The 23,721-nt window shown below is 67.5% G+C and carries 22 protein-coding genes; 11 read left to right on the forward strand and 11 right to left on the reverse strand.

What is annotated here, in order from left to right; genetic code table 11:
• Positions 1-2: 2 nt before the first annotated feature.
• The 8 genes from HMA55_RS08920 to HMA55_RS08955 form a co-directional block, all read right to left on the reverse strand.
• Positions 3-1,334, reverse strand: coding sequence for an ATP-binding cassette domain-containing protein (locus HMA55_RS08920; RefSeq protein WP_181192689.1), 1,332 nt, complete (start codon positions 1,332-1,334; stop codon positions 3-5).
• Entirely contained in the window at positions 1,321-2,100 is a 780-nt protein-coding gene (locus HMA55_RS08925) for an ABC transporter permease (RefSeq protein ID WP_181192690.1), read from the reverse strand. The genes HMA55_RS08920 and HMA55_RS08925 overlap by 14 nt, the downstream gene beginning before the upstream one ends.
• Positions 2,097-3,020: an ABC transporter permease gene (locus tag HMA55_RS08930; RefSeq protein WP_181192691.1), complete on the reverse strand. Its 924-nt coding sequence runs from the start codon at positions 3,018-3,020 to the stop codon at positions 2,097-2,099. Before HMA55_RS08930 ends, HMA55_RS08925 begins: the two co-directional genes overlap by 4 nt.
• On the reverse strand, positions 3,017-4,444 hold the full coding sequence (locus HMA55_RS08935; protein WP_181192692.1) for an ABC transporter substrate-binding protein: 1,428 nt from the start codon (positions 4,442-4,444) through the stop codon (positions 3,017-3,019). Before HMA55_RS08935 ends, HMA55_RS08930 begins: the two co-directional genes overlap by 4 nt.
• A 9-nt stretch (positions 4,445-4,453) precedes the next feature.
• Positions 4,454-5,233: a GntR family transcriptional regulator gene (locus tag HMA55_RS08940; RefSeq protein WP_181192693.1), complete on the reverse strand. Its 780-nt coding sequence runs from the start codon at positions 5,231-5,233 to the stop codon at positions 4,454-4,456.
• A 106-nt stretch (positions 5,234-5,339) separates the two neighbouring features.
• Positions 5,340-6,323, reverse strand: coding sequence for an LLM class flavin-dependent oxidoreductase (locus HMA55_RS08945; RefSeq protein WP_181192694.1), 984 nt, complete (start codon positions 6,321-6,323; stop codon positions 5,340-5,342).
• Positions 6,324-6,371: 48 nt separating this feature from the next.
• Entirely contained in the window at positions 6,372-7,817 is a 1,446-nt protein-coding gene (brnQ, locus tag HMA55_RS08950; protein ID WP_181192695.1) for a branched-chain amino acid transport system II carrier protein, read from the reverse strand.
• 87 nt (positions 7,818-7,904) lie between these two features.
• Positions 7,905-9,026, reverse strand: coding sequence for a MalY/PatB family protein (locus HMA55_RS08955; protein ID WP_181192696.1), 1,122 nt, complete (start codon positions 9,024-9,026; stop codon positions 7,905-7,907).
• A gap of 74 nt (positions 9,027-9,100) precedes the next feature.
• Here HMA55_RS08955 and HMA55_RS08960 point away from each other — a divergent pair, with 74 nt between their 5' ends.
• Both HMA55_RS08960 and HMA55_RS08965 read left to right on the forward strand, forming a co-directional pair.
• On the forward strand, positions 9,101-9,355 hold the full coding sequence (locus HMA55_RS08960; protein WP_171192917.1) for a type II toxin-antitoxin system Phd/YefM family antitoxin: 255 nt from the start codon (positions 9,101-9,103) through the stop codon (positions 9,353-9,355).
• Positions 9,324-9,743 (forward strand): PIN domain-containing protein, encoded by a 420-nt coding sequence (locus tag HMA55_RS08965; RefSeq protein ID WP_235961893.1) that lies wholly within the window; start codon positions 9,324-9,326, stop codon positions 9,741-9,743. The genes HMA55_RS08960 and HMA55_RS08965 overlap by 32 nt, the downstream gene beginning before the upstream one ends.
• On the opposite strand, the gene HMA55_RS08970 is transcribed toward HMA55_RS08965, so the two are convergent.
• Positions 9,740-11,611 (reverse strand): ABC transporter ATP-binding protein, encoded by a 1,872-nt coding sequence (locus tag HMA55_RS08970; RefSeq protein WP_181192697.1) that lies wholly within the window; start codon positions 11,609-11,611, stop codon positions 9,740-9,742. The two genes, HMA55_RS08965 and HMA55_RS08970, sit on opposite strands and share 4 nt — an antisense overlap.
• An 83-nt stretch (positions 11,612-11,694) precedes the next feature.
• Here HMA55_RS08970 and HMA55_RS08975 point away from each other — a divergent pair, with 83 nt between their 5' ends.
• Positions 11,695-12,294: a hypothetical protein gene (locus HMA55_RS08975; protein ID WP_181192698.1), complete on the forward strand. Its 600-nt coding sequence runs from the start codon at positions 11,695-11,697 to the stop codon at positions 12,292-12,294.
• On the opposite strand, the gene HMA55_RS08980 is transcribed toward HMA55_RS08975, so the two are convergent.
• Positions 12,291-13,082, reverse strand: a complete 792-nt coding sequence (locus HMA55_RS08980) for a carboxylesterase family protein (protein ID WP_181192699.1) — start codon at positions 13,080-13,082, stop codon at positions 12,291-12,293. The genes HMA55_RS08975 and HMA55_RS08980 overlap by 4 nt on opposite strands.
• 33 nt (positions 13,083-13,115) lie before the next feature.
• On the opposite strand from HMA55_RS08980, the gene HMA55_RS08985 reads away from it, so the two are divergent.
• The 4 genes from HMA55_RS08985 to HMA55_RS09000 all read left to right on the forward strand — a co-directional run bounded on the left by HMA55_RS08985 (position 13,116) and on the right by HMA55_RS09000 (position 16,707).
• The gene (locus tag HMA55_RS08985; RefSeq protein WP_181192700.1) at positions 13,116-15,092 is read left to right on the forward strand and encodes a M3 family metallopeptidase; all 1,977 of its coding nucleotides are present in this window, start codon (positions 13,116-13,118) and stop codon (positions 15,090-15,092) included.
• 73 nt (positions 15,093-15,165) lie between these two features.
• Positions 15,166-16,395, forward strand: coding sequence for a hypothetical protein (locus tag HMA55_RS08990; protein WP_181192701.1), 1,230 nt, complete (start codon positions 15,166-15,168; stop codon positions 16,393-16,395).
• The gene (locus HMA55_RS08995; protein ID WP_181192754.1) at positions 16,392-16,541 is read left to right on the forward strand and encodes a hypothetical protein; all 150 of its coding nucleotides are present in this window, start codon (positions 16,392-16,394) and stop codon (positions 16,539-16,541) included. Before HMA55_RS08990 ends, HMA55_RS08995 begins: the two co-directional genes overlap by 4 nt.
• Before the next feature lie 25 nt (positions 16,542-16,566).
• Positions 16,567-16,707 carry a hypothetical protein gene (locus HMA55_RS09000; RefSeq protein ID WP_034998295.1) on the forward strand — a complete coding sequence of 47 codons (141 nt, stop codon included), beginning with the start codon at positions 16,567-16,569 and terminating at the stop codon, positions 16,705-16,707.
• Positions 16,708-16,779: 72 nt separating this feature from the next.
• Here the strand turns inward: HMA55_RS09000 and malQ are convergent, their stop codons facing one another.
• Positions 16,780-18,915 carry a 4-alpha-glucanotransferase gene (malQ, locus tag HMA55_RS09005; protein ID WP_181192702.1) on the reverse strand — a complete coding sequence of 712 codons (2,136 nt, stop codon included), beginning with the start codon at positions 18,913-18,915 and terminating at the stop codon, positions 16,780-16,782.
• Between the two features lie 53 nt (positions 18,916-18,968).
• Here malQ and HMA55_RS09010 point away from each other — a divergent pair, with 53 nt between their 5' ends.
• From HMA55_RS09010 to hrcA, 4 genes are all read left to right on the forward strand, one after another.
• Positions 18,969-20,807 (forward strand): AMP-dependent synthetase/ligase, encoded by a 1,839-nt coding sequence (locus tag HMA55_RS09010; RefSeq protein WP_181192703.1) that lies wholly within the window; start codon positions 18,969-18,971, stop codon positions 20,805-20,807.
• Positions 20,808-20,895: 88 nt separating this feature from the next.
• Positions 20,896-21,564, forward strand: a complete 669-nt coding sequence (locus tag HMA55_RS09015) for a hypothetical protein (RefSeq protein WP_181192704.1) — start codon at positions 20,896-20,898, stop codon at positions 21,562-21,564.
• Between the two features lie 9 nt (positions 21,565-21,573).
• Positions 21,574-22,692 carry a radical SAM family heme chaperone HemW gene (hemW, locus tag HMA55_RS09020; RefSeq protein WP_181192705.1) on the forward strand — a complete coding sequence of 373 codons (1,119 nt, stop codon included), beginning with the start codon at positions 21,574-21,576 and terminating at the stop codon, positions 22,690-22,692.
• A 10-nt stretch (positions 22,693-22,702) separates the two neighbouring features.
• Positions 22,703-23,716 (forward strand): heat-inducible transcriptional repressor HrcA, encoded by a 1,014-nt coding sequence (hrcA, locus tag HMA55_RS09025; protein WP_181192706.1) that lies wholly within the window; start codon positions 22,703-22,705, stop codon positions 23,714-23,716.
• The last annotated feature ends 5 nt before the right edge of the window (positions 23,717-23,721 follow it).

Here is a 23,721-nt window from a genome sequence, read left to right on the forward strand (position 1 = left end):
CCCTACAGCACAGCCGCGAGCAATTGCCGCGTGTACGGGTGCTCGGGCGCCGCCCAGATCCGCTCGGTGGCACCCTGCTCAACGATGCGCCCGGCCTGCATCACCGCCACCGTCGGACACAGCTCGCGCGCCACCCGCAGGTCGTGGGTGACAAATACCAAGGTGTTGTCCCCCACGGTGTCGCGCAGCAGGTCCAGCACCTGGTCTTGGATGGTGGCGTCGAGGGCGGAGACGGGCTCGTCGGCAAGCAGGATGCGCGGTCGCGGGGCCGCGGCGCGCGCGATGGAGATGCGCTGGCGTTGCCCGCCGGAGAACTGCCGCGGGGTGCGGTCGCCGGTGCCCGCAAGCCCCACGCGCGCGAGCATCTCGTCGGCGCGGGTGCCGTCCACGCCGGTCTCGCGTATCGACGTCCTCACGGCCATCCGCGGATCCAGCGAGGAGTACGGGTCCTGGAAGACCATCTGCACGTCGCCTGCAACGCGGACGGTGCCGGTTGTCGGTTCGCGCAGCCCTGCGACGAGGTGCAGCAGCGAGGTCTTGCCGGAGCCGGACCCGCCGACGATGGCCAGGCGCTCCCCGGCGCGGACGGAAAGGGAGACGTCGTCCACGGCGAGGGTGCGGCCGCGCCGCAGAGAGACATTGGAAAGCGTCACCACCGGCTCGCCGAGGGGGACCGGTTGTGCGGGCGGGCCGGGTTCGGCGGCGGCAGCCAGGGCTTTCGCGTAGTCCGAGTCCGGTGCGACGATGCGCCCGCCTTTGAACACCAGCACCCGGTCGGTCATGCGGCGCACCACGGCGAGGTCGTGGGAGATGAATAGCAGGCCCATGCCGCGCTCGCGCACGAGGCGGTCCAACAGGTCCAGGATCTCCGCCTGCACGATGGCGTCGAGGGCGGTGGTGGGCTCGTCGCAGATGAGCACGTCCGGGTTCTGGGACAGGGCCAACGCGATAAGCACGCGCTGACGCTGCCCGCCGGACAGCTCGTGCGGGTAGGCGCCGGGGCGGTCCACCCCGACCTCCGCGAGCAGCTCGTGGGAGACGAGTTTGCCAATTCGCTTCAGCGGGTCCAGCGCCGTCATCGGCTCCTGGAACACCATGGCCACCTTTCGCCCGCGTACGCGGCGCCGCACCCGGTCCGGGGTGCCCACCATCTCGGTGCCGTCGACCGTGACGGAGCCTTGCGCGGGGAGGTCGGTGAGCCCCATGATGCTCAGCGCGGTGAGAGACTTGCCGGAGCCGGACTCGCCGATGATGCTCACGCGCTCGCCCGGCGCGACGGCAAAGGTGATGTCCTCCAGGATGCCGGGGATGGTCAGGTGCTTAACGTCGATCATCGGCGCTTCCCATCAGGTTGAAGCCCAGCACGGTCAGGGCGATTGCCGCCCCCGGCCAGAGCGCGAGGTGCGGGGAGGTGGCCAAATACGGCTGGGAGGCCTGCAGCATCCGCCCCCACGAGGCGTACGGTGCCGGTGCGCCGAGGCCCAAAAACGACAGGCCGGCTTCCGCAAGTATCGCCAGCGCGACGGCGACGGAGACTTGCGTGAGCACGATCGGCCAGATGTTCGGCAGGACGTGGCGCCACGCGATGCGCGGGCCGGACACTTTAGCCACGCGCGCGGCCAAGATGTAGTCGTGCTGCATCACCTGCATGGTGCCGGCGCGGGCGACGCGCACGAACCCGGGGATGCCGGCGATGCCGATGGCCAGCACCACGATCCAGATAGACGCGCCGAACACTGCCGTGAACACGATCGCCAGCAGGAGCGCGGGGAAAGCGAGCAACAGGTCCGCGCCCGCCATGACCACGCGCGAGGCGCCCCGGCGCATGCCGGCCCAGATCCCCAGCGGCACGCCCGCCAGCGCGGACAACCCCACAGCGCCGACGGCCACGGTCAACGTCAGGCGCGCGCCGTCCATGACGCGCGAGGCGATGTCGCGGCCGTACTGGTCGGTGCCCATCCAGTGCGCGCGCGACGGGCCTTCAAGCCGCGAGGCGACGTCCGCCTGCAGCGGGTCGTACGGCGTCCACACCAAGGTCACCAGCGCCGCAAGCGCGACGAGCCCGACAATCACCGCGCCGAATTTTCGCTGCCAGCTCATGCGCGCCTCCGAATCCGCGGATCCACCACCGTGTAGGCGAGGTCCACCACCAGGTTCACCACCAGGGTGAACGCGACAATCAGCATCATCACGGTTTGGACGGTGGCCAGGTCGCGGTTACCCACTGCGTCGAGAAGCATGGTGCCCAAGCCCGGGATGGTGAACACGCGCTCAATCACCACCGCGCCGACCACCAGCGACGCGAGCTGCACGCCAACCACGGTGATCACCGGCAGCGCCGCGTTTCGCAGTGCCGAGGTGAACAGCACATTGCCTATCGACGCCCCCTGGGCCCTGCCCGTGCGGATGTAGTCCTTGCCCATCTCCTCGCGCACCGCGGCGGCGACGTAGCGCGTGAGGATGGACGCCTGCACCAGCGCCAGCGACGCCACCGGCAACACCGCGTGCGCGGGCGAGCCCCAGCCGTTGGCCGGCAGCCACCCCAGGCGCACAGAAAACAGCGCCACCAGCGCGATACCCACCAAAAACGACGGCACGATGATGCCCACCTGCGCGAGCCCGCCGACGATGACGCCGCCGGGGGAGTGGGAGCGCTGCGCGAGGTAGACGCCGAGCGGCACCGCCACGGCGAGCGAGACCGCCATGGCGGTCAGCGTGAGGGCCAGCGACACCCCGGCGCGCTCCAGGACCGTCTCCGTGATTTCCTTGCCGCTCGCCATGGAGATGCCGAAGTCGCCGTGGAAAAGGCCGCCGACCCAGTCGAAGTACTGCACCGGCAGGGGCTTGTCCAGGCCCAGGCGGGAAGTGAGTTCGGCGACGGCCTCGTCGGTGGCGGAAACGCCCAGCGCCACGCGCGCCGGGTCGCCCGACACGGCGCGCAGGAGGATGAAGATGATCAGGCTGGCTCCGGCGAGCAGCAGGACGAAGCGCAGCAGGTGCGCGCACACGGTGCGGATCATTTCTCCACCTCGCTGAGCCGGAGGGAGTCGGTCACGACGTTGGGGTCCAGCCCGCCCACGCCAGGGGCGAAGAGCACGATGTTGGGCGCGTTGACCAGGGTCAGTGCGGCGGCGTCGCCCATGATGTGGTCGATGGCGCCTGCCATGTCGCCCGCGGCGATCTGCTCGCGCACAACGGCGTTGTCGTAGCCCAGGTAATACTCCGGGTTCCCAAACAGCATGGGCACGTCCCGGGGTTCCACGTGGGCGACGATGGAGGACTGGTAGTCATGCCCCTTGAGCACCTGGTTGAGCCACACGGCCGGGAACTCCACCGTGTCCAGGCGAACGCGGAAGCCGACGTCGCGAAGCTGCGAGTACAAAAGCTCACTGGCCTCCTGCGCGTACGGCCGGTTCGGCACCGTGATGGTGATGTCCGGGGTGCGCCCACGCAGAAGCTCACGGGCCTTGTCGGGGTCGAAGGGGTAGTAGTCGCGGCCGGTAAACCACGGGTCCGTCGGCGGCACGGGCGCGCCGCCGGTGTCGGTAGCCAGGCCGTTGTAGACCACCTCGTTGATGGCCTTGCGGTCCACGGCGTAGGCGACGGCGCGGCGCACGTCCGGGTCATCGAACGGGGAGCGCTGGTTGTTCATGGAAAGCAGGACTTCGCTGTTCGTCGTGCCCACCTCCACGCGGATGTCTTCCGGCAGCGTGTTGATGAGCTGCGGCGCCTGCATCCCCCACACCACGTCCGCATCACCCACGCGAAGTGCGTTGACGGCGGAGACCGGGTCGTCGAAGTAGCGGATCGCCGCGTCGTGTGCGACGGGCCCACCCCAGTAGTCGCCGCGGGCGCGGAACTCGATTGCCTCGCCCACGTCGAAGCGCTCCACGGTGTACGGCCCGGTGCCCAGCGGTGCGGTTGCAAGCGTGTCCACGCCCTCCGGCGTCATCATCGCCCCTGTCAACGTGCCCATGGACCACAGCCACGCGTCCTCCGCAGCCGCACCGCCGTCGACGTGCACCCGGAGAGTGCGCTCATCCAGCGCCTCCACCTCCGTCACCGGCTCCATCTGCGATTTCAGGCCGTTTGTCCACTCGTCTTGAACGTAGCGGATGGAAAAGGCGGCGTCGTCCGCCGTGAACGGCTTGCCGTTGGCGAACGTCACGCCGTCGCGCAGGTGGAACGTGAACGTGCCGCCGTCGCGGTCCCAGCTGTCGGCGAGGTGCGGCACTGGGGTACCCGAGGCGTCGATACGCACGAGCGTCTCGTACACGTTGCCCACCAGCGCCTGGGGGGCCGCCGCGCCGCCGGTGGTGGTGAAGTCCAACCCGGCGGGGGCAGCAGAGGCCGCCACTACGACGGAATCACGCGGATCGGCGGTACTACATGCGGCCAAAGGAAGGGCCAAGGCGGCAGCGACCGCCAGAGTCCTGACATGCATGCCATGAGGTTACTGGATGGCAGACTCCACCTGGAACCAGAGGGGGGAGGAGTGGCCGCGGACGTTGTTTAGGCCGAAGGAGAGCTTGTCTACGCGGAATGTGTGCACGGCGCACTCGAGCACGTCGCCGTTATGCGTCAGCGCCCTGATCTGCACCCGCAGCACCGGCGCGTCCTCGGGGATGTCCAACTTAGCTGCCGTGTCCGCGTCCGCCTGCTCGATGGTGAAAGACCGCGAGATGTTGTTGAAGTCCGCGCCCGCGCGGACGAGCTCGCGGTGGATGGACTGCTCCGCGGTGTCCACCCCCTCAATCACCTCCGCGAGGTGGGGCAGAAACGCCATCTTCTCAATCACCAGCGGCGTGCCGTCGGCGCTGCGGACGCGGTGCACGAAGAACACGTCGCTGCCCGGGGCGATGCGCATGCACTCCGCCAGCGTCTCATCCGCGGCGCCGAGGCCGAAACGCTCCATCTGCTCGCTCGGGTCTTTGCCCATGCGGAAGATCCAGGAGGTATTGGACAGGATTTCCTCGAACGTTTCGGTCCGGGTGTTGGACAAAACCAGGGAACGGCGGCCGCGGCCCGAGGAGAGCAGCCCCTCCGCACGCAGCGTCGCCACGGCCTGGCGCACCGGCCCGCGGGAGGTGTTGAACTGCTCGCACAGCTCTACCTCGCTGGGCAGCGACTCGCCGGCTGGGATGTGGCCGGCGAAGATCTCATCGCGCAGGTAATCGGCGATTTCCTCGTGCTGCTGCGGGCGGCGAAGCGGGCCGGTGGGCAATGGCGCCATGGTGGGTCACGTCCTTCATCTACATCCCCGGGGTATTGACCACCAGATACTAATCCACGGCTTCTTCAGCGCCTATTACTTGGAGACCTGTCCTACATAGCCCGTTTTAATTCCACGCCTCGGCGAGAATCTCCATGGAGCGGCCCACTTCCTCGTGGCTACCGGCCTGCAGCGAGATCATCAGCTCATCCGCCTGGGCGGTGGTGCGGAAGTTTTCCAGGTATTCAGCCACCTGCTCCCCAGTACCTTCTGCGGTGTAGCGCAGCATATCCGTAATCTGGCGGCCCTGGTAGGAGTTGACCACGGTATCCAGCTGGTCGTCGCTGAGCTGCTTGCCCTGGCGGCCCATGAATGCGCGGACGCGGTTGCGGTGCACGACCGTCGTCTGGCGCTTCGCGTCTTCCTCTGTGTCGGCGGCGGTGACGTTGACCGCGGCGATGCAGTACGGCTCCGGGTGGCGCTCGGACGGCTGGTAGTTCTCCCGGTAGTACGCGGTTGCCTGCTCCAGGTGCTGCGGCGCGAAGTGGGATGCGAAAGCGTAGGGCAGGCCCAGCTGCGCGGCCAGCGACGCGCCGAACATCGACGAGCCCAGGATGATCAGCGGCACGTTGGTGTCGTACCCCGGCATCGCGGTCACGCCCGGCAGGGGGGACTCGTTGGACAGCCACGCCTGCAGCTCCTGGACGTCTTGCGGGAAGTTCTCCGCGGCGCGCGGGTCGCGTCGCAGCGCCCGGCCGAGGGTCTGCTGGTCGGTGCCGGGGGCGCGGCCGAGGCCGAGGTCGATGCGGCCGGGGTAGAGCTCCTCCAGCATGCCGAACTGCTCGGCGATAACGTACGGCGCGTGGTTGGGCAGCATTACCCCGCCCGAGCCCAGGCGGATGCGGCTGGTTTTCGCGCCGATGTGCGCGATCAGTACCGCGGGGGCGGAAGAGACGATGCTGGGCATGTTGTGGTGTTCGGAGTACCAGATGCGCTCATAACCCAAGGCCTCCGCTTGCTGGGCGAAGGCCACGGAGCGCTGCATCGCCTCGCCGACGGTTTCGTCGGGGTAGCGGGTGCAGAAATCAATAAGCGAAAGTGGGGCGTTCATAACGCCCCACCGTACGCGTTTTGCCTATCGACGACCGCTTCGCCAGCCCTAGTCCTTCGCCTGCAGCACGGGGACGGCGTCGCCCTCGGCGGAGAGGTCTTCGCCGTCGACGGATTCCATCGTGCCCGGGATCATGGCCGGCTTGGGGCGCACGAAGTCGATGATCAGGCCGATGACGAAGGCGACCACGACCGGAACGATCCAGCCCAGGCCCGCGTCGAACAGCGGCGCCCAGGAGACGATCGGGGTGAGCGCGCCCGCGGCCCACTCCAGGGAGATGAAGGTCTCGATGGCGGACCAGATCACGGCAACCCACAGCGGCAGGAAGAACGCCCAGCTGAAGCGGGTGCGGGCGCGGAAGGCCGGCTCGATCAGCGTCAGCGCGATCAGGGTGATCGCTGGCGGGTAGAGGAACCCGATGACCGGGGCGGCGATCGCCATGACGAACTCCAGACCCTGGGTTGCCATGATCATGGACGCCACCGCGAAGACCACGGCCCACACGTGGTAGGCGCCGGGGAACTGCTCGGAGAAGTACTCGGCGGTGGCGGTGATCAGGCCCACGGCGGTGGTCAGGCAGGCCAGCAGCACGATCAGGGAGAACACGGTCTGGCCCGCGCCGCCCATGGTCAGGTTCGCGGCCTCAGCCAACAGACCGGCTCCGTTGTCGAAGTTCTCGGCACCCGGCATGACGCGGCCGATCAGGCCGAGCCCCACGTAGACCAGGGCGAGCATGACACCGGCGCCAACGCCTGCGGTGATGGTGCCGCCGACGAGTTCCTTGCCCTCGTTGAATCCGCGGCTGCGCAGGGTGGAGATGACCACGATGGAAAACGCCAGCGCGGCGATGGAGTCCATGGTGAGGTAGCCCTCGAGCAGGCCCGCGGTGAGCGGGCCCTCGTCGTACGGCGCGTTCGGCGTCACGGGCTCAGCGGTCCAGCGGAAGACGGCCACGGAGATCATGATCACCAGCAGCACCAGCAGCGCCGGGGTGAGGAACTTTCCCAGCGTCTCCATGATCGTGGTGGGGTTCCAGCTCAGCGCCAGCGCGATGCCGAAGAACACCACGTTGAAGATGCCGGACGCGGCCAACGAGTCGACGCCGAACAGCGGGGTTACCGCAGTTTCAAAGGACACCGCGCCGGTACGCGGCAGCGCGTAGAACGCGCCGATGGACAGGTACGCCATCACCGGGAAAATCACGCCGAAAGCGGTGCCCGCGCGCTGCGCCAGGTCGCGCAGGTTGGAGCCGGACAGCGCGATGGCGATAACAGCCAGCACCGGCAGGAGGGAGGCGGTGAGCAGGAAGCCGATCAGGCCCGGCCAGAAGTTGTCGCCCGCCTCGACGGCCAGCATGGGCGGGAAGATGAGGTTGCCCGCGCCGAAGAACATTGAAAACAGGGCGAGCGCGGTGACGATGATCGCGCTGTTGGAGCGCTTCGCCCCCTCGCCTTTAACCGGTGCTGCCGGCTGTGAGACCGCTGTGGAACCCATTGGTAGACCTCTCTAGACAGGTTGGAGTGGCCTAAAGCATAGAACACCCGACCGCTTGATGGGAACTGGGTTCCATAAAGTGGGACGCTACAGCGTTGCGACGGCTTCGCCAATCCTCCTCACTGCCTCCTGCAGAATCTCCGGGGAGGTAGCGAAATTCATGCGGGCACGGTGCTCGCCGCCGGGGCCGAAGTCCACGCCCTCATTCATCGCCACCTTCGCGTGGCGGCGCAGCCACGCGGCCGGCTTGACGTCGTCAAGCTTTGTGTTCCTGAAGTTCAAGAACATGAGGTAGGTCGCCGCCGGCACCTCAATCTCAATGCCCGGAACCGCCTGGGGCAGGTGCTCCACCAACCAGTCGCGGTTGGCCTTGAGCTGGGCCACCTCCTCGTCCAGGAACTCGCGGCCGTGGTCGTAGCACGCCTCGGCCGCGACGATGCCGAGGGTGCCCACCCCGTCTTTGGTCACGCCCGACATCCCGTTCCAGGTTTTCACGTCCTCGTCGTTGGAGAAGATCATCTGCGCGCACTTCAGGCCCGCGACATTCCACGCCTTGGACGTCGCGGTGACCGTAATACACACGTCCGGGTTGTTCGCCGCGGCGCAGGTGTGGGTGCCCTCGTAGACCAGTGGCGCGTGGATCTCGTCCACGATCACCCGGGCACCATACTTCCGGGCCAGCGCGCAGACCTCGTCCAACTGTTCCTCGGTGAACACGTACCCGCCGGGGTTGAACGGGTTCGTCACGATGATGCTGCCCGCGCCGTTGTGGAACGCGGCCTCCACTTCTTCTAGGTCGAGGCCGCCGGCGGAGCTGACGTCGATACGCTCGCGCCCCGCTACCTGCGCCACGTCCAAGAACGGGAAATAGGCGGGGACCGGAACGACAACGTCGCCCTCGGTGAAGTGTTGGATGGCAAGGAGTACGCCGCGCACGACGTCCGCAACCGGGAAGATTTTCGCCGGGTCGGGGCGCCAGGCGTAACGGTCCGCGTAGAAATCTGAGACGGATTCGCCCAGGCGGTGCGCGTGCGGGGCGGGGGTGTAGCCGAACATCTCCCGCTCGGTCGCGTCTACGATCGCCTGTTTCACGGCCGGGGCGGTGGGGAAGTCACTTTCCGCGATGAACAGCGGCAGGACGTCAGCGTCGAACTGCGTCCACTTCCGCGTGCCGCGGGCTTGCAGTGTTTCGAGGTCGGGGAATTGCATGCCGCCCACGGTAGCGAGAAGTTCTTGCTTGTCACCCCTTCCCAGGGTGTAGCGCACGGTGCTACGGTCGATTCATGACGGAGACAATCAGTCAACGTGAACTGCGTAATGAGAGCGGACGAATCATGCGTGCGCTCGATGAGGGGGAAACATTCGTGATTACAAGTAACTCGCAACCTGTCGGGGAACTTCGTCCGCTGAGAAAGCCGAAATTCGGGCGCAAGGAGGATCTCATCGCCGCCCTGCGGGGTGTTGCGAGTGTCGACTTTGCGCAGTTCCGTGCGGATATTGACGAGTTTGTCGATCAAGGAATTGATCCGCGTGGCTGAACGGGGTTTGTTAGATACTTCGGTGCTGTTTGACCTGGACGACATTGACTTGGACCGACTACCAGACTATTGGGCGATTTCGGCGGTCACGCTGGCGGAGCTGTCCGCTGGGCCGGCGGCGGCGAACGATCCGGTCGAACGGGCGAGACGGGCGAACCAAGCACACGCGGTCTCAGAGTTGGTTGAATGTATTTCCTTCGACGACCGCGCGGCCCGCGCGTATGCGCTCGTCTACGGTGCGGTGATGAAAGCAGGCCGAAAACCAAAACGCCGGGCGTTCGACCTCTTGATCGCAAGTTGCGCACTCGCTGAAGGGCTCGACCTGTACACCCGCAATCCGGGAGATTTTCGCGGGCTTGAGGAGTTAATCCGCGTCATTCATATTTAACGGTCCTCGTCCTCTTCCTCCTCGGCGCCGTCGACGTGGAAGCCGAACGCCTTGAGCCGCTCGCGGTCCGCGGCGGACGATGACGCGGTCAGGCGCAGCAACTCCGAGTAAATGCCGCCGGAGACTGCCAGTTTTTCCGGGGAGCCGATCTCGTCGACGCGGCCGTCGCGCAGCGTGATGATGGTGTCCACCCCCGCGATCGTGGACAGCCGGTGCGCGATCATGATGGTGGTGCGCCCGACCATCAGCTCGTCCAAGCCGGCCTGCACGGCGCGCTCGGCCTTGGTGTCCAGCGCGGAGGTGGCCTCGTCCAAGATGAGCAGCGGGGCGTCCTTCAGCATCGCGCGGGCCACGGCGACACGCTGGCGCTGCCCGCCGGACAGGCGCAGGCCGCGCTCGCCGATGACGGTGTCGTAGCCGTCGGTGAATTTCATGATGAAGTCGTGGGCGTTGGCGCGCTTGGCCACCTCCACGACCTCCTCCAGCGTCGCGTCGGGCTTGCCGTAGGCGATGTTTTCAAACACGGAGCCGGAAAACAGCGCCGCCTCCTGGAACACCACGCCGGTGGTCGCGCGCAGCTTCTCCACGTCGAGCTCGCCGATTTCCTCGCCGCACACGCGCAGCTGCCCGCGGGTGATCGGGTACAGGCCCAGCAGCAGATTGACGATGGTGGACTTGCCGCCGCCGGATTCGCCCACGAGGGCGATCTTTTCGCCTTCGTGGGCGGCGAAGCTGACGTCGTGAAGCACGGGCTCGCCTGTCGTGTACTCGAAGGTGACGTCCTCGAACGCGACAACTGGCTCCCGCACCGTCAGCGGGGCCTGCTGCTTCGCGACGACCTCCGGCATCCCCGACGCCTCCGTCGCCGCCACGAGCTGGCGGTTCGCGGTGGGCTCCACCGGCTCGTCCATGACCTTGAAGTAGTCGCGCGAGCCGGCCACGGCGCGCTGGGCGGAGTCCACGATCCAGCTCATCATGGTCACGGGCTGGCGGGCCATGGTGACCATCTGGATGAGCATGACCATCTCGCCCACGGAGAAATGCCCGTGCAGGGTGCGGGTGAACAGGATCAGGTAGATGCCCAAAAAGATGAGGTTCATGGCCACGCCGCGCGCGGTGTCCATGGCATGCCACCAGCGCGACTGCGGTCGGGTGATCTCCACAGTGTTGGTGTAGTGGCGGCCGAACTTCTCCAGCTCGCGCACCTCCGCGCCGTAGGACTTGGTCACCTTGACCTGGCCCACCACTTCGGCGAAGCGGCCGTTGCCTTCGTCGATGTTGGCGTTTTTCTCCTTCTCAAAAACCTGCCAGCGTTTCGACGTCAGCGCGGTGAGCCACGTGTAGAGGGGAAACAGCAGCGCGAGCAGCACGGTCAGCGGCCAGTAGTAGTAAGCGGTGATGCCCAAAATCGCCACAACCTGGATCAGCATGGGCAAGAAGTTGTTGGTGAAGGACTGGATGAATTGCGTGACGTTCGCAATGGAGCGGTCCAGGCGCGCGATGATGGTGCCGGTGACCTGGTTGTCGTAGTAGCGCTGCGGCAGCGCGAGCAGCTTGGCAAAGTAGCGCGTGGACAGGATCTGGCGGATGCGGGCGACCATCACGTCGCCCAGGTAGCCCGCTACGTTGCGCAGCAGCGACGCGGAGGCTTCGGCGGCGAAGAGGGCGATGGCGAGCCAGATGACGGTGCGCGTCGGGTCGGGCAGGGAGGCGTCTCCTAGCTTTGCCACGATCGTGTCCGTCGCCTCCCGGATCAGAAACGGCGAGACCAACCCCAGGCCCGCCACCAGGGAGGACACCACTACCACGGCGATGTAGTACGGCCACAGGGCGGAGGCGCTGCGCGCGACGCGCATCAAAGACTGCATAATTTCGACACACTACCCGGGCTGTAAAGTGGTGCAGCAAACCGCAAAAGCCCCAGCTACTACCGCGAGAAAACGAGGCGCCCATGTTCCACCGCACCCGCCGCCCGCAGGCCGCAACGCTCACCGCCGCAGCCCTGGCCTCCACGTTGGCGCTCACCGCGTGCGCGGACGGCGAGATGGCGGAGGACACCGCAAGCTCCACCCAGGTCACCGCGGCGGAAGACGCGCCGCAGGGCCAGGCGGACGACCGTATCGGTGTGCAGCGCAAGACCTTCGAGGTCAACGAGACCGACCCGGTGGTCAGCGACAAGACGGACGGTGAGCGCGTGGAGGATCCCGCCATGGAGCTGTCCTACAAGTGGCAGGGCACCTCGTATGCGCCCGCCGGCGGCTCGGTGGTCGTGGTGGCCATCACCAACGAGTCGGATGCGCCCCTGCCCGAGGACACGCTGACGCCGAAGCTGCGCTACAACGCCAACAGCACGTCCAACCCGGACATGAAGGACGCGAAGTTCCAGCCCGTCGCGGAGGAGGCCGGCGTTGACATCGTGGGCCTGGACCGCCCGCTCGGCCCCGGCGCGACGGTGAACGCGAAGTACCCCTTCGACGTGACTACCGGCAACCTGTGGGACGCGGAGTTCACCATCGGCAACGTCACGTTCAAGGGCAACCTGAACAACTAGCGGGCGAACCGGGCGATCTCCCCGGCGTCGAGCGTTGGCGCGACGCGCACGTGCGCCAGGTCGGCGAGCTCGGCTTCGTCGTAGGGTTGCGGGCCCATCGGCCCGAACGCCTTTGCGTATCGACGGTAGCTTCGCGCCACCCGACCCGGCCTGTCTCGAGCCAACTCGTTGAGCTTGTCGCGCGTCAGGGGAGCGGACAGGAGGAAGCGCGCCGCCCACTTCCGCTTCTCGTACGGCGCACGCGGGAACACGGGGTTCGCGGCCCACACGCGGCGGAACTCCCCGGCGTAGTGGTCGCGCCGGCACAGCCACAGCGCCACCGCCGCGTCTTCGCCCGCGCCGACAACGGTGACGTTGGTGGGGTCCCCGCCGAACGCCTCGATGTTGCGCTGGATCCAGTGCAGGGCTTCGGCCACGTCCGCCACGCCGCGGAAGTGCGCGATCGGGTCCGCGGCGAACGGCATGAAGCCCTCGAACCCGCTGCGGTGGGGGACGCGCACCTGAACGAAGGCGTGCTGCGCGTCGGCGACGCCGGTGGCGCCGACGGGGTCGCACAGCCACACCACCACCGGGCAGTCCGTGCCGGGGCGGGCGCCTGTCGGGGTGATGATGGACAGGGCGCGGGGGTGCGGCACTGTGGCGTCGATAAGCAGCCCCTGCTCGAGCGGCACGGGGTCATCGAACGCTCCCGCGGGCGCGAGATACGGGACGGATTCGAACTCCCGCACCCCGCCGCGCGTGCGCCCGAGGATCGTGCCGGCCGCGCATGTGATTTCCGTATCGCCCATAGGCCAGAAGCCTAACCGCCTACACTGTCCGCCATGACGAACCCGCTTCTCACGCCCTCGACACTGCCGTACAACCTGCCGGATTTCGCCAACATCCGGCTCGAGCACGTGGAGCCCGCGTTTGAGGAGGCGCTGAGGCACCACGCGGCGGAGATCGCGGAGATCACCACCGCCGCGGAACCTACGTGGGAAAATACCGTGGAGGCCTTCGAGCTTGCGGGCGCGGACCTGGACCGCGTGATGGCGTGGTTTTTCAACCTGCAGGGCACGGATGCCACCGACGATTTCGACGCGGTTGCGGACCGGATCGTGCCCCGGTTGTCCGCGCACGTGGACTCGATCTACCAGAACGACGAGCTTTATCAGCGCATCAAGGGCGTCGAGGTGCCGGAAGACGGGGAGTCGCAGCGTCTTCACGCAGAGCTGATGCGCCGCTTCACCCGCCGCGGCGCCAACCTGGATGCCGCCGGAAAGTCCCGCCTGCAGGAAATCAACCAGCGTTTGAGCGAGCTGTCCGAGCGCTTCGGCCGCAACCTGCTCGCGGACACCACAAGGCTGGCAGTGGAGTTCACCCGGGACGAGCTGGCCGGCCTGTCTGAAGACCAGCTGGCCTCCTACGAGAAGGACGGCCGCTACGTCGTACCGATCGAGCTGCCCACCACCCAGTCGCTGCAATCTGAACTTCAGGACGCTGCTGCGCGCCACAAGCTCTTCGACGCCTCGCGCAAGCGCGGCCAGGACTCCAACCGCGATATCGTCCTCGAATCGGTGGCGCTGCGCCAGGAGCGCGCGAAGCTGCTGGGTTTTGACAGCCACGCCGACTACGTCATCGCGGAGGAGACCGCGGGCACCGCGGCAGCCGCCCGCCAGCTCATCGCGGACCTGGCCCCGGCTGCCGCCGCCAACGCCGAAGCGGAGCGCAAACTCGCTGGCGAGCTCGCGGGCGAGGACCTTGACGGCGCGGACTGGCCGTACTGGCAGGCCAAGCGCCGCGCGGAGGAGCTCGGTCTCGACGAGGCGGAGCTGCGCAAGTACTTCCCGCTCGAGCAGGTACTCACCGACGGCGTCTTCTACGCCGCCAACCTCCTCTACGGCATCACGGTGGACAAGCGCGCAGACCTCGCAGGCTACCGCGACGACGTAGACGTCTGGGAGGTCAAGGAGGAGGACGGCACGGGTATCGGCCTGCTGCTGACGGATTACGCCGCCCGCCCGTCTAAGCGCGGAGGCGCGTGGATGAGCTCGTTCGTGGACCAGTCCCACCTCGCGGGCACGAAACCGGTGGTGGTCAACGTGATGTCCATCAACTCGAACCTGCTCACCATCGACGAGGTGACAACGCTCTTCCACGAGTTCGGCCACGCACTGCACGGCCTGCTTTCCGACGTACGCTACCCCTCGCACTCCGGCACCAACGTCCCGCGCGACTGGGTGGAGTTCCCGTCCCAGATCAACGAGAACTACGCCTTCGCCCCCGAGATCGCCCGCAATTACGCGCGCCACGTGGACACCGACGAACCGATCCCGGCCCCCTTGCTCGAGGCGATGGAGGCGTCGCGCCAGTTCGGCCAGGGATTCTCCACCGCGGAGTACCTCGCGGCCAGTGCGATCGATCTTGCGTGGCACTCGCTCGACGGCGAGCTACCTTCGGACGTCGACGCCTTCGAGGCGCAAGTCCTGCGCGACTACGGCCTCGACGTGGACGGCTTGGAGCCGCGCTACCGCTCCACCTGGTTTAACCACATCTTCGCGGGCGGCTACTCCGCGGGCTACTACTCCTACCTCTGGGCAGAAGCGCTCGACGCCGACGGCTACGCGCTGGTGGCGGAAGAGGGGATCAACCGCGCTACCGGCGCAAAGTTCCGCGACGCCATCTTGTCCCGGGGCGCTTCCCGAGACTACGACGAGGCGTACCGTGCCTTCCGCGGGCGGGACAAAGACACCCAGCCGCTGCTGAAGCGCCGCGGCCTCGCGGGGGCGCGAACAGACGCACAGAAAAACTCGCGCTGAGGGAGTTTTTTGGGCACCTGCGGTAGAGTCGAGAGGGTTTCACCGCTTCAAAAAACAAGACAAGGACACGCCTATGCCGCGCCGACTTCTGCGCCGACATCTGCGCCGAAATCCGGGGCGCCCCCGAGCCGGCGCGCTGGCCGCGGCCGTGGCGATCGCCGTGTCTTCGGCTGCGGTGCCGGTTGCGCTGCCGGGAGCGGGGGCGGCGGAACCGCTCGTCGCTAGGCAAGGTGAGCGGCTGTTCGTGGACAACATCGGCGGCTACAACCTGACCTCCTGCACCATCGGCTACAACGACGTCGCGCTGCACCGCAGCTACACCGCCGGCCACTGCGCGGTGGACTCCGCCGCCCCGCGGCCGGGAGGATCGACGGTCTACGTGGCCGACGAGTACGGGCGGCAACTCCCCACGCCCGCCGGGTTGATCTACCCGGCCGCCGCCTTCTACGGGCCCGCCAACGCCAACGACTGGGCCGTGATCTACTGGTTCAACAACGTCACGCTCGGCCAGAACACCTACGGCGGGGCGTACATTCCTATCAGCGAGATTTCGCCCGGGGAGACCCTGTGCTACCACGGCTTCGCCTCCCACGGGCGCAGCCGGGAGGCCGCCTGCGGGCCGTTTGTGGGAATGATCGAGAAAACGATCTACTTCGATGCCCCCGGCACACCCCACTTCGGCGATTCCGGCGGGCCGGTGTACTCGCCGGGCCGCGGGTTCGTCGGCGTGATGTCGGGTGCGAACGCGCTCGTGGACGAGGACGACACCGAAGTGGTGGGCCTTGAGCGGGCAAGTTCGCTGCAGAGCGGCCCTACGTACGACGACGCCCGCATCGACGCCTTCCTCCGCGAGTACTACGCCCGGCAGTTCCCGGCCTCCGAAGCGACCCCGGCTCCCCCCGCGGTCGAGCCTTCGTCGGCGTCGAGGGGGACGACGCCAACCAACGCCGCGCGGCCGACGGCGACCTCATCGGCCACCCGGGCGTCGGCACCGGCACCGAAGGTGAAACCGGCACCGACGACGCGCGGCACCGCGGGACAGTCCGCGACACCGACGTCGGCGCGCCCCTCGGCGACGCGTGCGTCCGCGCCCCCTGCGACAAGGACCCGCACTGCAGCTCCGGTGCCCACCGGCGCGGCAACCCCGTCCAGCGTGCCCAGCGAGGCCCCCGCAGATCCGGTAGAAGTCAAGGAGCAGCGCGACCGCCGCATTGCCGACGCGCTGGTGATCACGCTCGGGGTCGTCGCCGCAGCGGCTGTGCTGGTGCCCGCCATCGGCTACGTGTTGGGCATAATCCGATGAGCTGGGTGATGGGGTTGAGCCCCTGGTTGCAGGTGCCGGTGATCCTGGCGGTTGCAGCGCCGGTGTGCGGTGCGGCCAGCTACGTGCTGCTGCGTGCGGTGGACGCCTTCTCCCGCGCCGCCGCGCGGCTGTTTTCCCGCCGCTGAGGCCATCGGGCTAGGCTTAGGCCCCATGGCCAACCCGGAGGAGCTGCGCAAGCAGGACCAAAAGCTGCCGAAGCAGCAGCGGAAGTACCCGCAATCGCGGGTGACCCAGGTGATGTGGGTGCTCATCGCCCTCGTTGTCGTCGCCGCGCTCGCCGGCGCGCTGTAGCGCCGACCACGCTCCCGCTAACCCCGCCAACGCCCGTGCCCTAGCACGAGCGTTGGCGGGTGCTAGTGAGCGCTAGCGAGTGCTTGCGGAGGCGATCCGGGTGAACAGCGGCACGTCGGGGAGGTCTTCGATGAGGACGGGGGTGCCGGAGGTGTCGCAAAGCGGGATGCACCAGTTGGAGTACATCTCGCGGTTGGTGCCCGGCTGGTTTTGAATGCGCGTGTCGCCCACCATGTCCACCAGGTTCGTGCAGGTCATCGCGGACGGGGTGGAGGCGACAAACCGCGTCAGGCCCTCCACGAGCGTGTCCACGTCGTCGTACTCGCCCAAGTCCTGGTCCAGGAAGTCCACGTCCGCAAGCGTGGTGCCCTCGAACGCGCCCTCCGCCTGCGCGGCGGCGAGCACCTGGGAGATCCACACCGCGTCGGCGGCGTTGAGCTCCTCCAGGCTCTCCACAACCAGGCCCAGCTTGTGGCGCAGCGCGTTGTGCGCGCCCTCGAGGTACCCGGCGGTCGGGGGCAGGTCGTGCGTGCCCACGGCTGTGAGCGCCAGGTTGCGGTACTGCTGCGACGGGCGCGGGACCTCCGGCGGCACGGACTCGAACCACAGCACGGACGTGCCCAGAATGCCCTTGTCGCGCAGCACGTCTTGCACCCACGGTTCGAACGTGCCCAGGTCTTCGCCCACCACCACGGCGCCTGCGCGCTGCGCCTCCAGCACGAGCACGCCGACCATGGCCTCGAAGTCGTAGTTCATGTACGCGCCGTGCATGGGTGTATCCATGCGCGGCAGCCAGAACAGGCGAAACAGGCCGAGGATGTGGTCCACGCGGATGCCGCCGGAGTGGCGCAGCACGGTGCGCAGCAGGTCCCGCCACGGCCCGTAACCGGCCTCCGCCAGCTGCTGCGGGTTCCACGGCGGCTGGGACCAGTCCTGGCCTTGCTGGGAGTACTGGTCCGGCGGCGCGCCCACGGACGCGTCGGGAACAAGCACCTCGTGCAGTGTGGCGGCGTCTGCGCCGCCGGGGTGGATGCCCACGGCAAGGTCCGTCATAATACCCAGCCGCATGCCCGCCGCGAGTGCGCGCTCTTGCGCCACGCGGCGCTGCTCGTCGGCGATGAACTGCAGCCACATGTAGAACTGGACCAGCTCCTGCGGGTCCTCTCCGGCGTGCTTCGGCGCGCCGTGGTGCTCTGACTCGGAGGCCTGCGCCGCGCACCACTCGGCGAATTGGCGTAGGCCTTCGCCCTCGTCCAGGCAGAACAGCTCGAAGTCGTGCGTGCGGGCCTCGTCCGCGGCCGAGACGTAGAACAGCGCCTTGAGCGCCGCAAGCTTCGCGGCGAAAATGCGGTCGCGCTCCAGCGGTTCGTTGGTGTGGTTCATGGCCTTGAACTCGGCGGCAAGCTTGACGACGTCCTCCCGGTCCCCCTCATCCAGCATCGCGAACTCCGGGACCTGTTCGACGGCGATGTAGATGGGGTTGACAAACCGGCGGGAGGTGGGCAGGTACGGCGAGTCCTCGATCGGCGGGACCGGCTCGGCGGCGTGGACGGGGTTGATCAGCAGGTAGTCCGCGCCCTGCTCGGCGACCGCCTCGGCGATCGAACCCAGGTCGTGGAAGTCCCCGATGCCCCAGGAATCCAGCGAGCGCACCGAGTACAGCTGCGCCATCACACCCCACACCGGCTCCCGCACCACGTCGGCGTTGGTGGACAGCGCCGCCGGGACCACGATGAGCGGGCAGACCTCGTCCAAGTTGTCCGATTCCAGGTGCAGCTCGTGGTAGCCCGCGGGCAGGTCGCCCGGCACGTGGAAGGTGGCCTCGCCCCACGTCACGCCGTCGGAGGCGGTAAACGGCGGGGCCCAGTTTTCGTCCTGGTAGGCGTCGCGCGATGTGCCGTCTTCCAGCCGGATCCAGCAGTGCGCCCAGTGCCCGTCGTGCACGTGCACGTTGAAGTGCCGCTCCGCCCCCTCGGTGGCAACCACGCACGGCGGCATGGGCCGGGTGGCCCAGAATTCCCGGCGGGCGTCGAGGTGGAATTGGAGTTCTTCGTCCGAAGGGTCGTCGCTAAGCGAAAGCCCCAGCGCTCGGAGCAGCTTCAGAAACGACTCGGCGGGCGGCTCCGTGACCAGCCCGTTCGAGGCGCGGTAGGAGGTACCGAAGCCGTAAGACTCGGCGAGGGCGTGCAGCAGTTCCACGTTTGTCACGTCACGCATTGTGCCAAAGCCGGGCCGTAGCTGCTGGGGTACGCTTGAGCACCATGCCTTCCAACGCGTACACGACGGAACTCGGATTCACCCTCAACGACACGGACACGTGCCTCAGCGGGCTGATCCACACGTGCGAGGAGCGCCCCCACCTGGTGCTGTACTACCGCCCGCGCAACTACGAGTGGGTGTCCGTCACCGCCGCTGAGTTTTTGCAGGAGGTTTACGAGGTGGCGAAGGGCCTGGTGGCCGCGGGCGTGGAGCCGGGGGACCGCGTGGCCATCTTGTCGTCCACGCGCTACGAGTGGTCGCTGTTGGACTTCGCTATCTGGGCCGCTGGCGCCGCATCCGTGCCGATCTACCCGTCGTCGTCCATGCACCAGATCCAGTGGATCCTGGAGGATTCCGGCGCGAAGATCGCGTTTACAGAAACGCGTGACCACACCCAGCTCATGAGCCCGTTTTTGCTGGATGAGACGGGTAGGCCCAAGTTCGCGGACTCGCCGTCGAAGCTCGAGCGCATCTACGAGCTGAACTCCGCGGGCGTGGAGACGATCAAGTTCGAGGGGCGCGACGTGGAGCAATCGCGTATCGACGAACGGGTCCGCGCCACCCGCCACGCCAACCTGGGCTCCATCGTCTACACCTCCGGCACCACCGGCCGGCCGAAGGGCGTGGAGATCACCCACGGCAACTGGGCGTACCAGTGCTGGGCGCTGCTGGAAAACGAGATCGGCCGGGTGTCCTACCCGGGGCAGCGCATGGTCACGTTTTTGCCGCTGGCGCACGTGCTCGCCCGCGCGGTGTCGCTGGCGTGGACCATCTCGGGGGCGACTCAGTCGCACTGGTCCGACACCTCGACGCTGATGGTGGAGCTGCAGCGCGTGCGCCCCAACCTGGTCGTGGGCGTTCCGCGCGTGTTTGAGAAGGTGCGCGAGGGCGCCTACAACAAGGCGGCGGACGGCTCTGCGGTGGGCAAGCGCATGTTCTTAGAGGCGGAAAAGGCGGCGATCGATTACTCGAAGGCGCTGGACACCCCGGAGGGGCCGTCGCGGGTGCAGAAGGCTAAGCGCGCGGTGTTTGAAAAGCTGGTCTACGGCAAGATCAAAGACGCCATGGGCGGCTCGGTCTGGTACGGCATCACCGGCGGGTCCGCGATGAGTTCGGACCTGTCGCACTTCTTCCGTGGCATGGGCGTGCCCATCTACGAGGGCTACGGGCTCACCGAAACGTGCGCCGCGGCGTGCGTGAACAACGCCAACGCCAACAAGATTGGCACCGTGGGCCAGCCCGTCAACGGCTACTCCGTGCGCATCAACGACGACGGCGAGATCGAGTTCAAAGGCCCCGGCGTGTTTAACAAGTACTGGCAGAACGCGGCCGCGACCGACGAGGCGCTCACGGACGGCTGGTTCAACACCGGCGACCTGGGGGAGGTAGACGAGGACGGCTTCGTTTCCATCACCGGGCGCAAAAAAGACCTCATTGTCACGGCCGGCGGCAAGAACATCTCGCCGGGGCCGATGGAGGAGATCATCAGACAGGACCCGCTGATCTCCAACGCGTTGGTGGTCGGCGACGGCAAGCCGTTCGTGGGCGTGCTGGTCACCCTCGATGAGGAAGAGCTCAAGCGCTGGAAGGCCAACCACAACATCCCGCAGAACAAGAAGATCTCCGAGCTCGCCCAGGACCCCGCCCTGCGCGCCGAGGTGCAGGACGCGGTGAACATGGCCAACGCAACCGTCTCGCGCACCGAGGCGATTAAGAAGTTCCGCATCCTGGACCGCGACTTGTCTGAGCAGCACGACGAGATGACCCCGACGATGAAGGTGAAGCGCAACGTGGTGTTCCAGCGCTTCCAGGAGGACATCGACAAGCTGTACCAGCGGTAGTCCGGCGCGCCTTCCTTCCTCCGCTGCGGTGGTGGCATAGCATGCCAATTTGTCACTTACGCACAGGCGTTTCCAAGGAGGGCCCGGGATGCACAAAACTGCCGCTGTGCTGCGTCACCGCGAGCTCACCCAGGAGATTTACAACATCGGCGACGAGGTGGCGGAGTACACCGAGCACCTTGCCGAGGCCATCGCGGATTACGACGGCGAGCTCACCGAGGACTGCCTCGCCGAGTTCGTCGAAATCGTCGATGACGCGCGCCAGGACGCCCGCCGCGTGGTAGCCGAGTTGATCGGCCTGCGCCAGGCGCTCACCTCCGGCCGCGCCGCCGGCCACTTGTCTGCGGGGGCGAAGCCCGAGGAGCGCATCCCGGAGCCCGAGCTTCTCGACGCCTCCGGTCTCCACGACCTGTTCCCCTTAAAGGCCCCGTTTTCGGTGCAGACCATGCAGGACGCGCTGACTGGCCGCACCGATTTGGTGGTGCAACACTTGGGCGAGGTGGTGTCCTACTGCCTGGAGCAGACCGACATGGTCGCGCGCGAGCTCGGCGTGGTGAGCTTGCCGCACCTCTACGCCCGTGTCGGCGAGATCGTGGAGGAGGCCGTCACAGGCTGGGTGGAAACCGTCTGCGTCGACCACCCCGCGTTCGTGCGCACCATGCGCGGGTCCAACCCGCCGGAGTTTTTGGAGGAGCGCGCCCGCATCGACCGGATCGTGGCCAAGGTCGCCGCGAAGCGTTCCCGCCGCGGGGCCTAACCTGGCGCCATGGATTCGTTCGGCGTCTACATCCACGTGCCTTTCTGCGCCACGCGCTGCGGGTACTGCGACTTCAACACCTACACGCCTACCGAGGTGGACTCCTCCCACGCCCAGTACTTGGACGCGTTAGAGCGCGAACTCGAGCTCGCCGCCGCCCGCGGGCTGCCGCAGGCCGACACCGTGTTTATCGGCGGCGGCACGCCCAGCCTGCTGGGCGCAGACGGCCTCGGGCGCATCCTCTCCGCGGTGCGTCACACGTTCGGGCTCGCACCCGGCGCGGAGGTGACCACCGAGTCCAACCCGGAATCCACCAGCCCGGAGTACTTCGACGGCCTGCTGGGCGCCGGATTCACCCGCGTGTCGCTGGGGATGCAGTCCGCCTCCACGCCCGTGCTGCGCGTTCTGAACCGCCAGCACACGCCGGGCCGCGCCGTGGCCGCCGCCCGCGAGGCCCGCGCCGCCGGGTTCGCGCACGTGAACCTGGACATGATCTACGGCACGCCCACCGAAACCGACGACGACGTGCGCCGCACCTTAGACGCCATCTTGGGTACCGACGTCGACCACGTCTCCGCCTACTCGCTCATCGTGGAAGACGGCACCGCCATGGCCCGCAAGATCCGCCGCGGCGAGCTGCCCGCGCCGCAGGAAGACGTCTACGCCGACCGCTACGAACTCATCGCTTCCACCCTCGAGGACCACGGCTACGCCTGGTACGAGGTGTCCAACTGGGCGAAACCGGGCGGGCAGTGCCGCCACAACCTCATCTACTGGCGCAACCAACAGTGGTGGGGCGCAGGCCCCGGCGCGCACAGCTTCATCGGGTCGGAGCGCTTCTTCAACGTCAAACGCCCCGAGCGATACGCGCAGCTGCTTGCCGACGCCACCTTGCCCGTCCACGACTCCGAATCCATCACGGAAGCGGAAGCCCACACCGAGGCGGTCATGCTCGGGCTGCGCCTGAGAGAGGGCATCCCGGCGGGGTGGATCGGGGCGGGGGCACGGGACGTCGTCGATAGGCATGTGCGCGCGGGGCTGCTGGAGCGCGGCGAGAGGCTGCGCCTGACGGATAAGGGCCGGCTGCTTGCAGACGGCATCATCACCGATATCCTGGCAGCCGAGTAAGGAGGCATGCATGAGCGCAGCAGACGAACGGCGGCAGGCGGTGTTGCGCGCGATTGTGGCCGACTACATCGCCAGCCAGGAACCCGTCGGGTCGAAATCGCTGGTGGAGCGGCACAACATGGGGGTGTCCTCGGCGACCATCCGCAACGACATGGCGGTGCTGGAGCAGCAGGGCTACATCTCCCAGACGCACGCGTCGTCCGGTCGCATCCCCACCGAGGCCGGCTACCGCGCGTTCGTGGACGCGCTGCACGACGTCAAGCCGCTGTCCGCCGCAGAGCGCCGCGCCATCTTGGACTTTTTGGAAAACGGGGTGGACTTGGAGGACGTGCTGCGCCGCTCCGTGCAGCTGCTCGCGCAGCTGACCAACCAGGCGGCGGTGGTGCAGCTGCCCACGTTGAGCGTTGCGCGGGTGAAGCACTGCGAGGTGGTGGAGCTCACCCCGACGAGGCTGCTGCTCGTGCTAATCACGGACGCCGGCCGCGTGGACCAGCGCAACGTGGAGCTCGCTGGCCCCATCGGCGCGGACGGGGTGCGGCTTCTGCGCGACCTGCTCAACGAGGCGCTGGTGGGCAAGACCATGCGCGACGCGTCGGCGGCGCTTGCGCGTTTGTCCGCGAACGCGCCGCCCCACCTCGCCGACCCCGCCGCCCGAGCCGCGGAGGTGCTGATCACCACGCTCGTGGACGCCACCCCGGACCGGCTGATCATCGCTGGCTCGTCGAACCTGGTGGTGCCCTCCGGCGGCTTGCAGGGCGTCATCGACGCGCTGGAGCAGCAGGTGGTGGTGCTGAAGCTGCTCGCCGGCGCGCAGGAGCTGGAGCAGGTCTCCGTGCGCATCGGGCGCGAGAACGAGGATGAGGAATTTTCGCGCGCGTCGATTGTTACAACTGCGTACGGCTCGGGCGATGAGGCACTCGGCGGCCTCGGGGTAGTCGGCCCGACGCACATGGACTACCCCGGTACGATGCAAAAGGTTGCCACCGTGGCCCGCTACATTAGCCGCATCCTGCGGGGCGAATAGAAGGG

The sequence above is a fragment of the Corynebacterium wankanglinii genome, assembly GCF_013601005.1.
Taxonomy (GTDB): Bacteria; Actinomycetota; Actinomycetes; order Mycobacteriales; family Mycobacteriaceae; genus Corynebacterium; species Corynebacterium wankanglinii.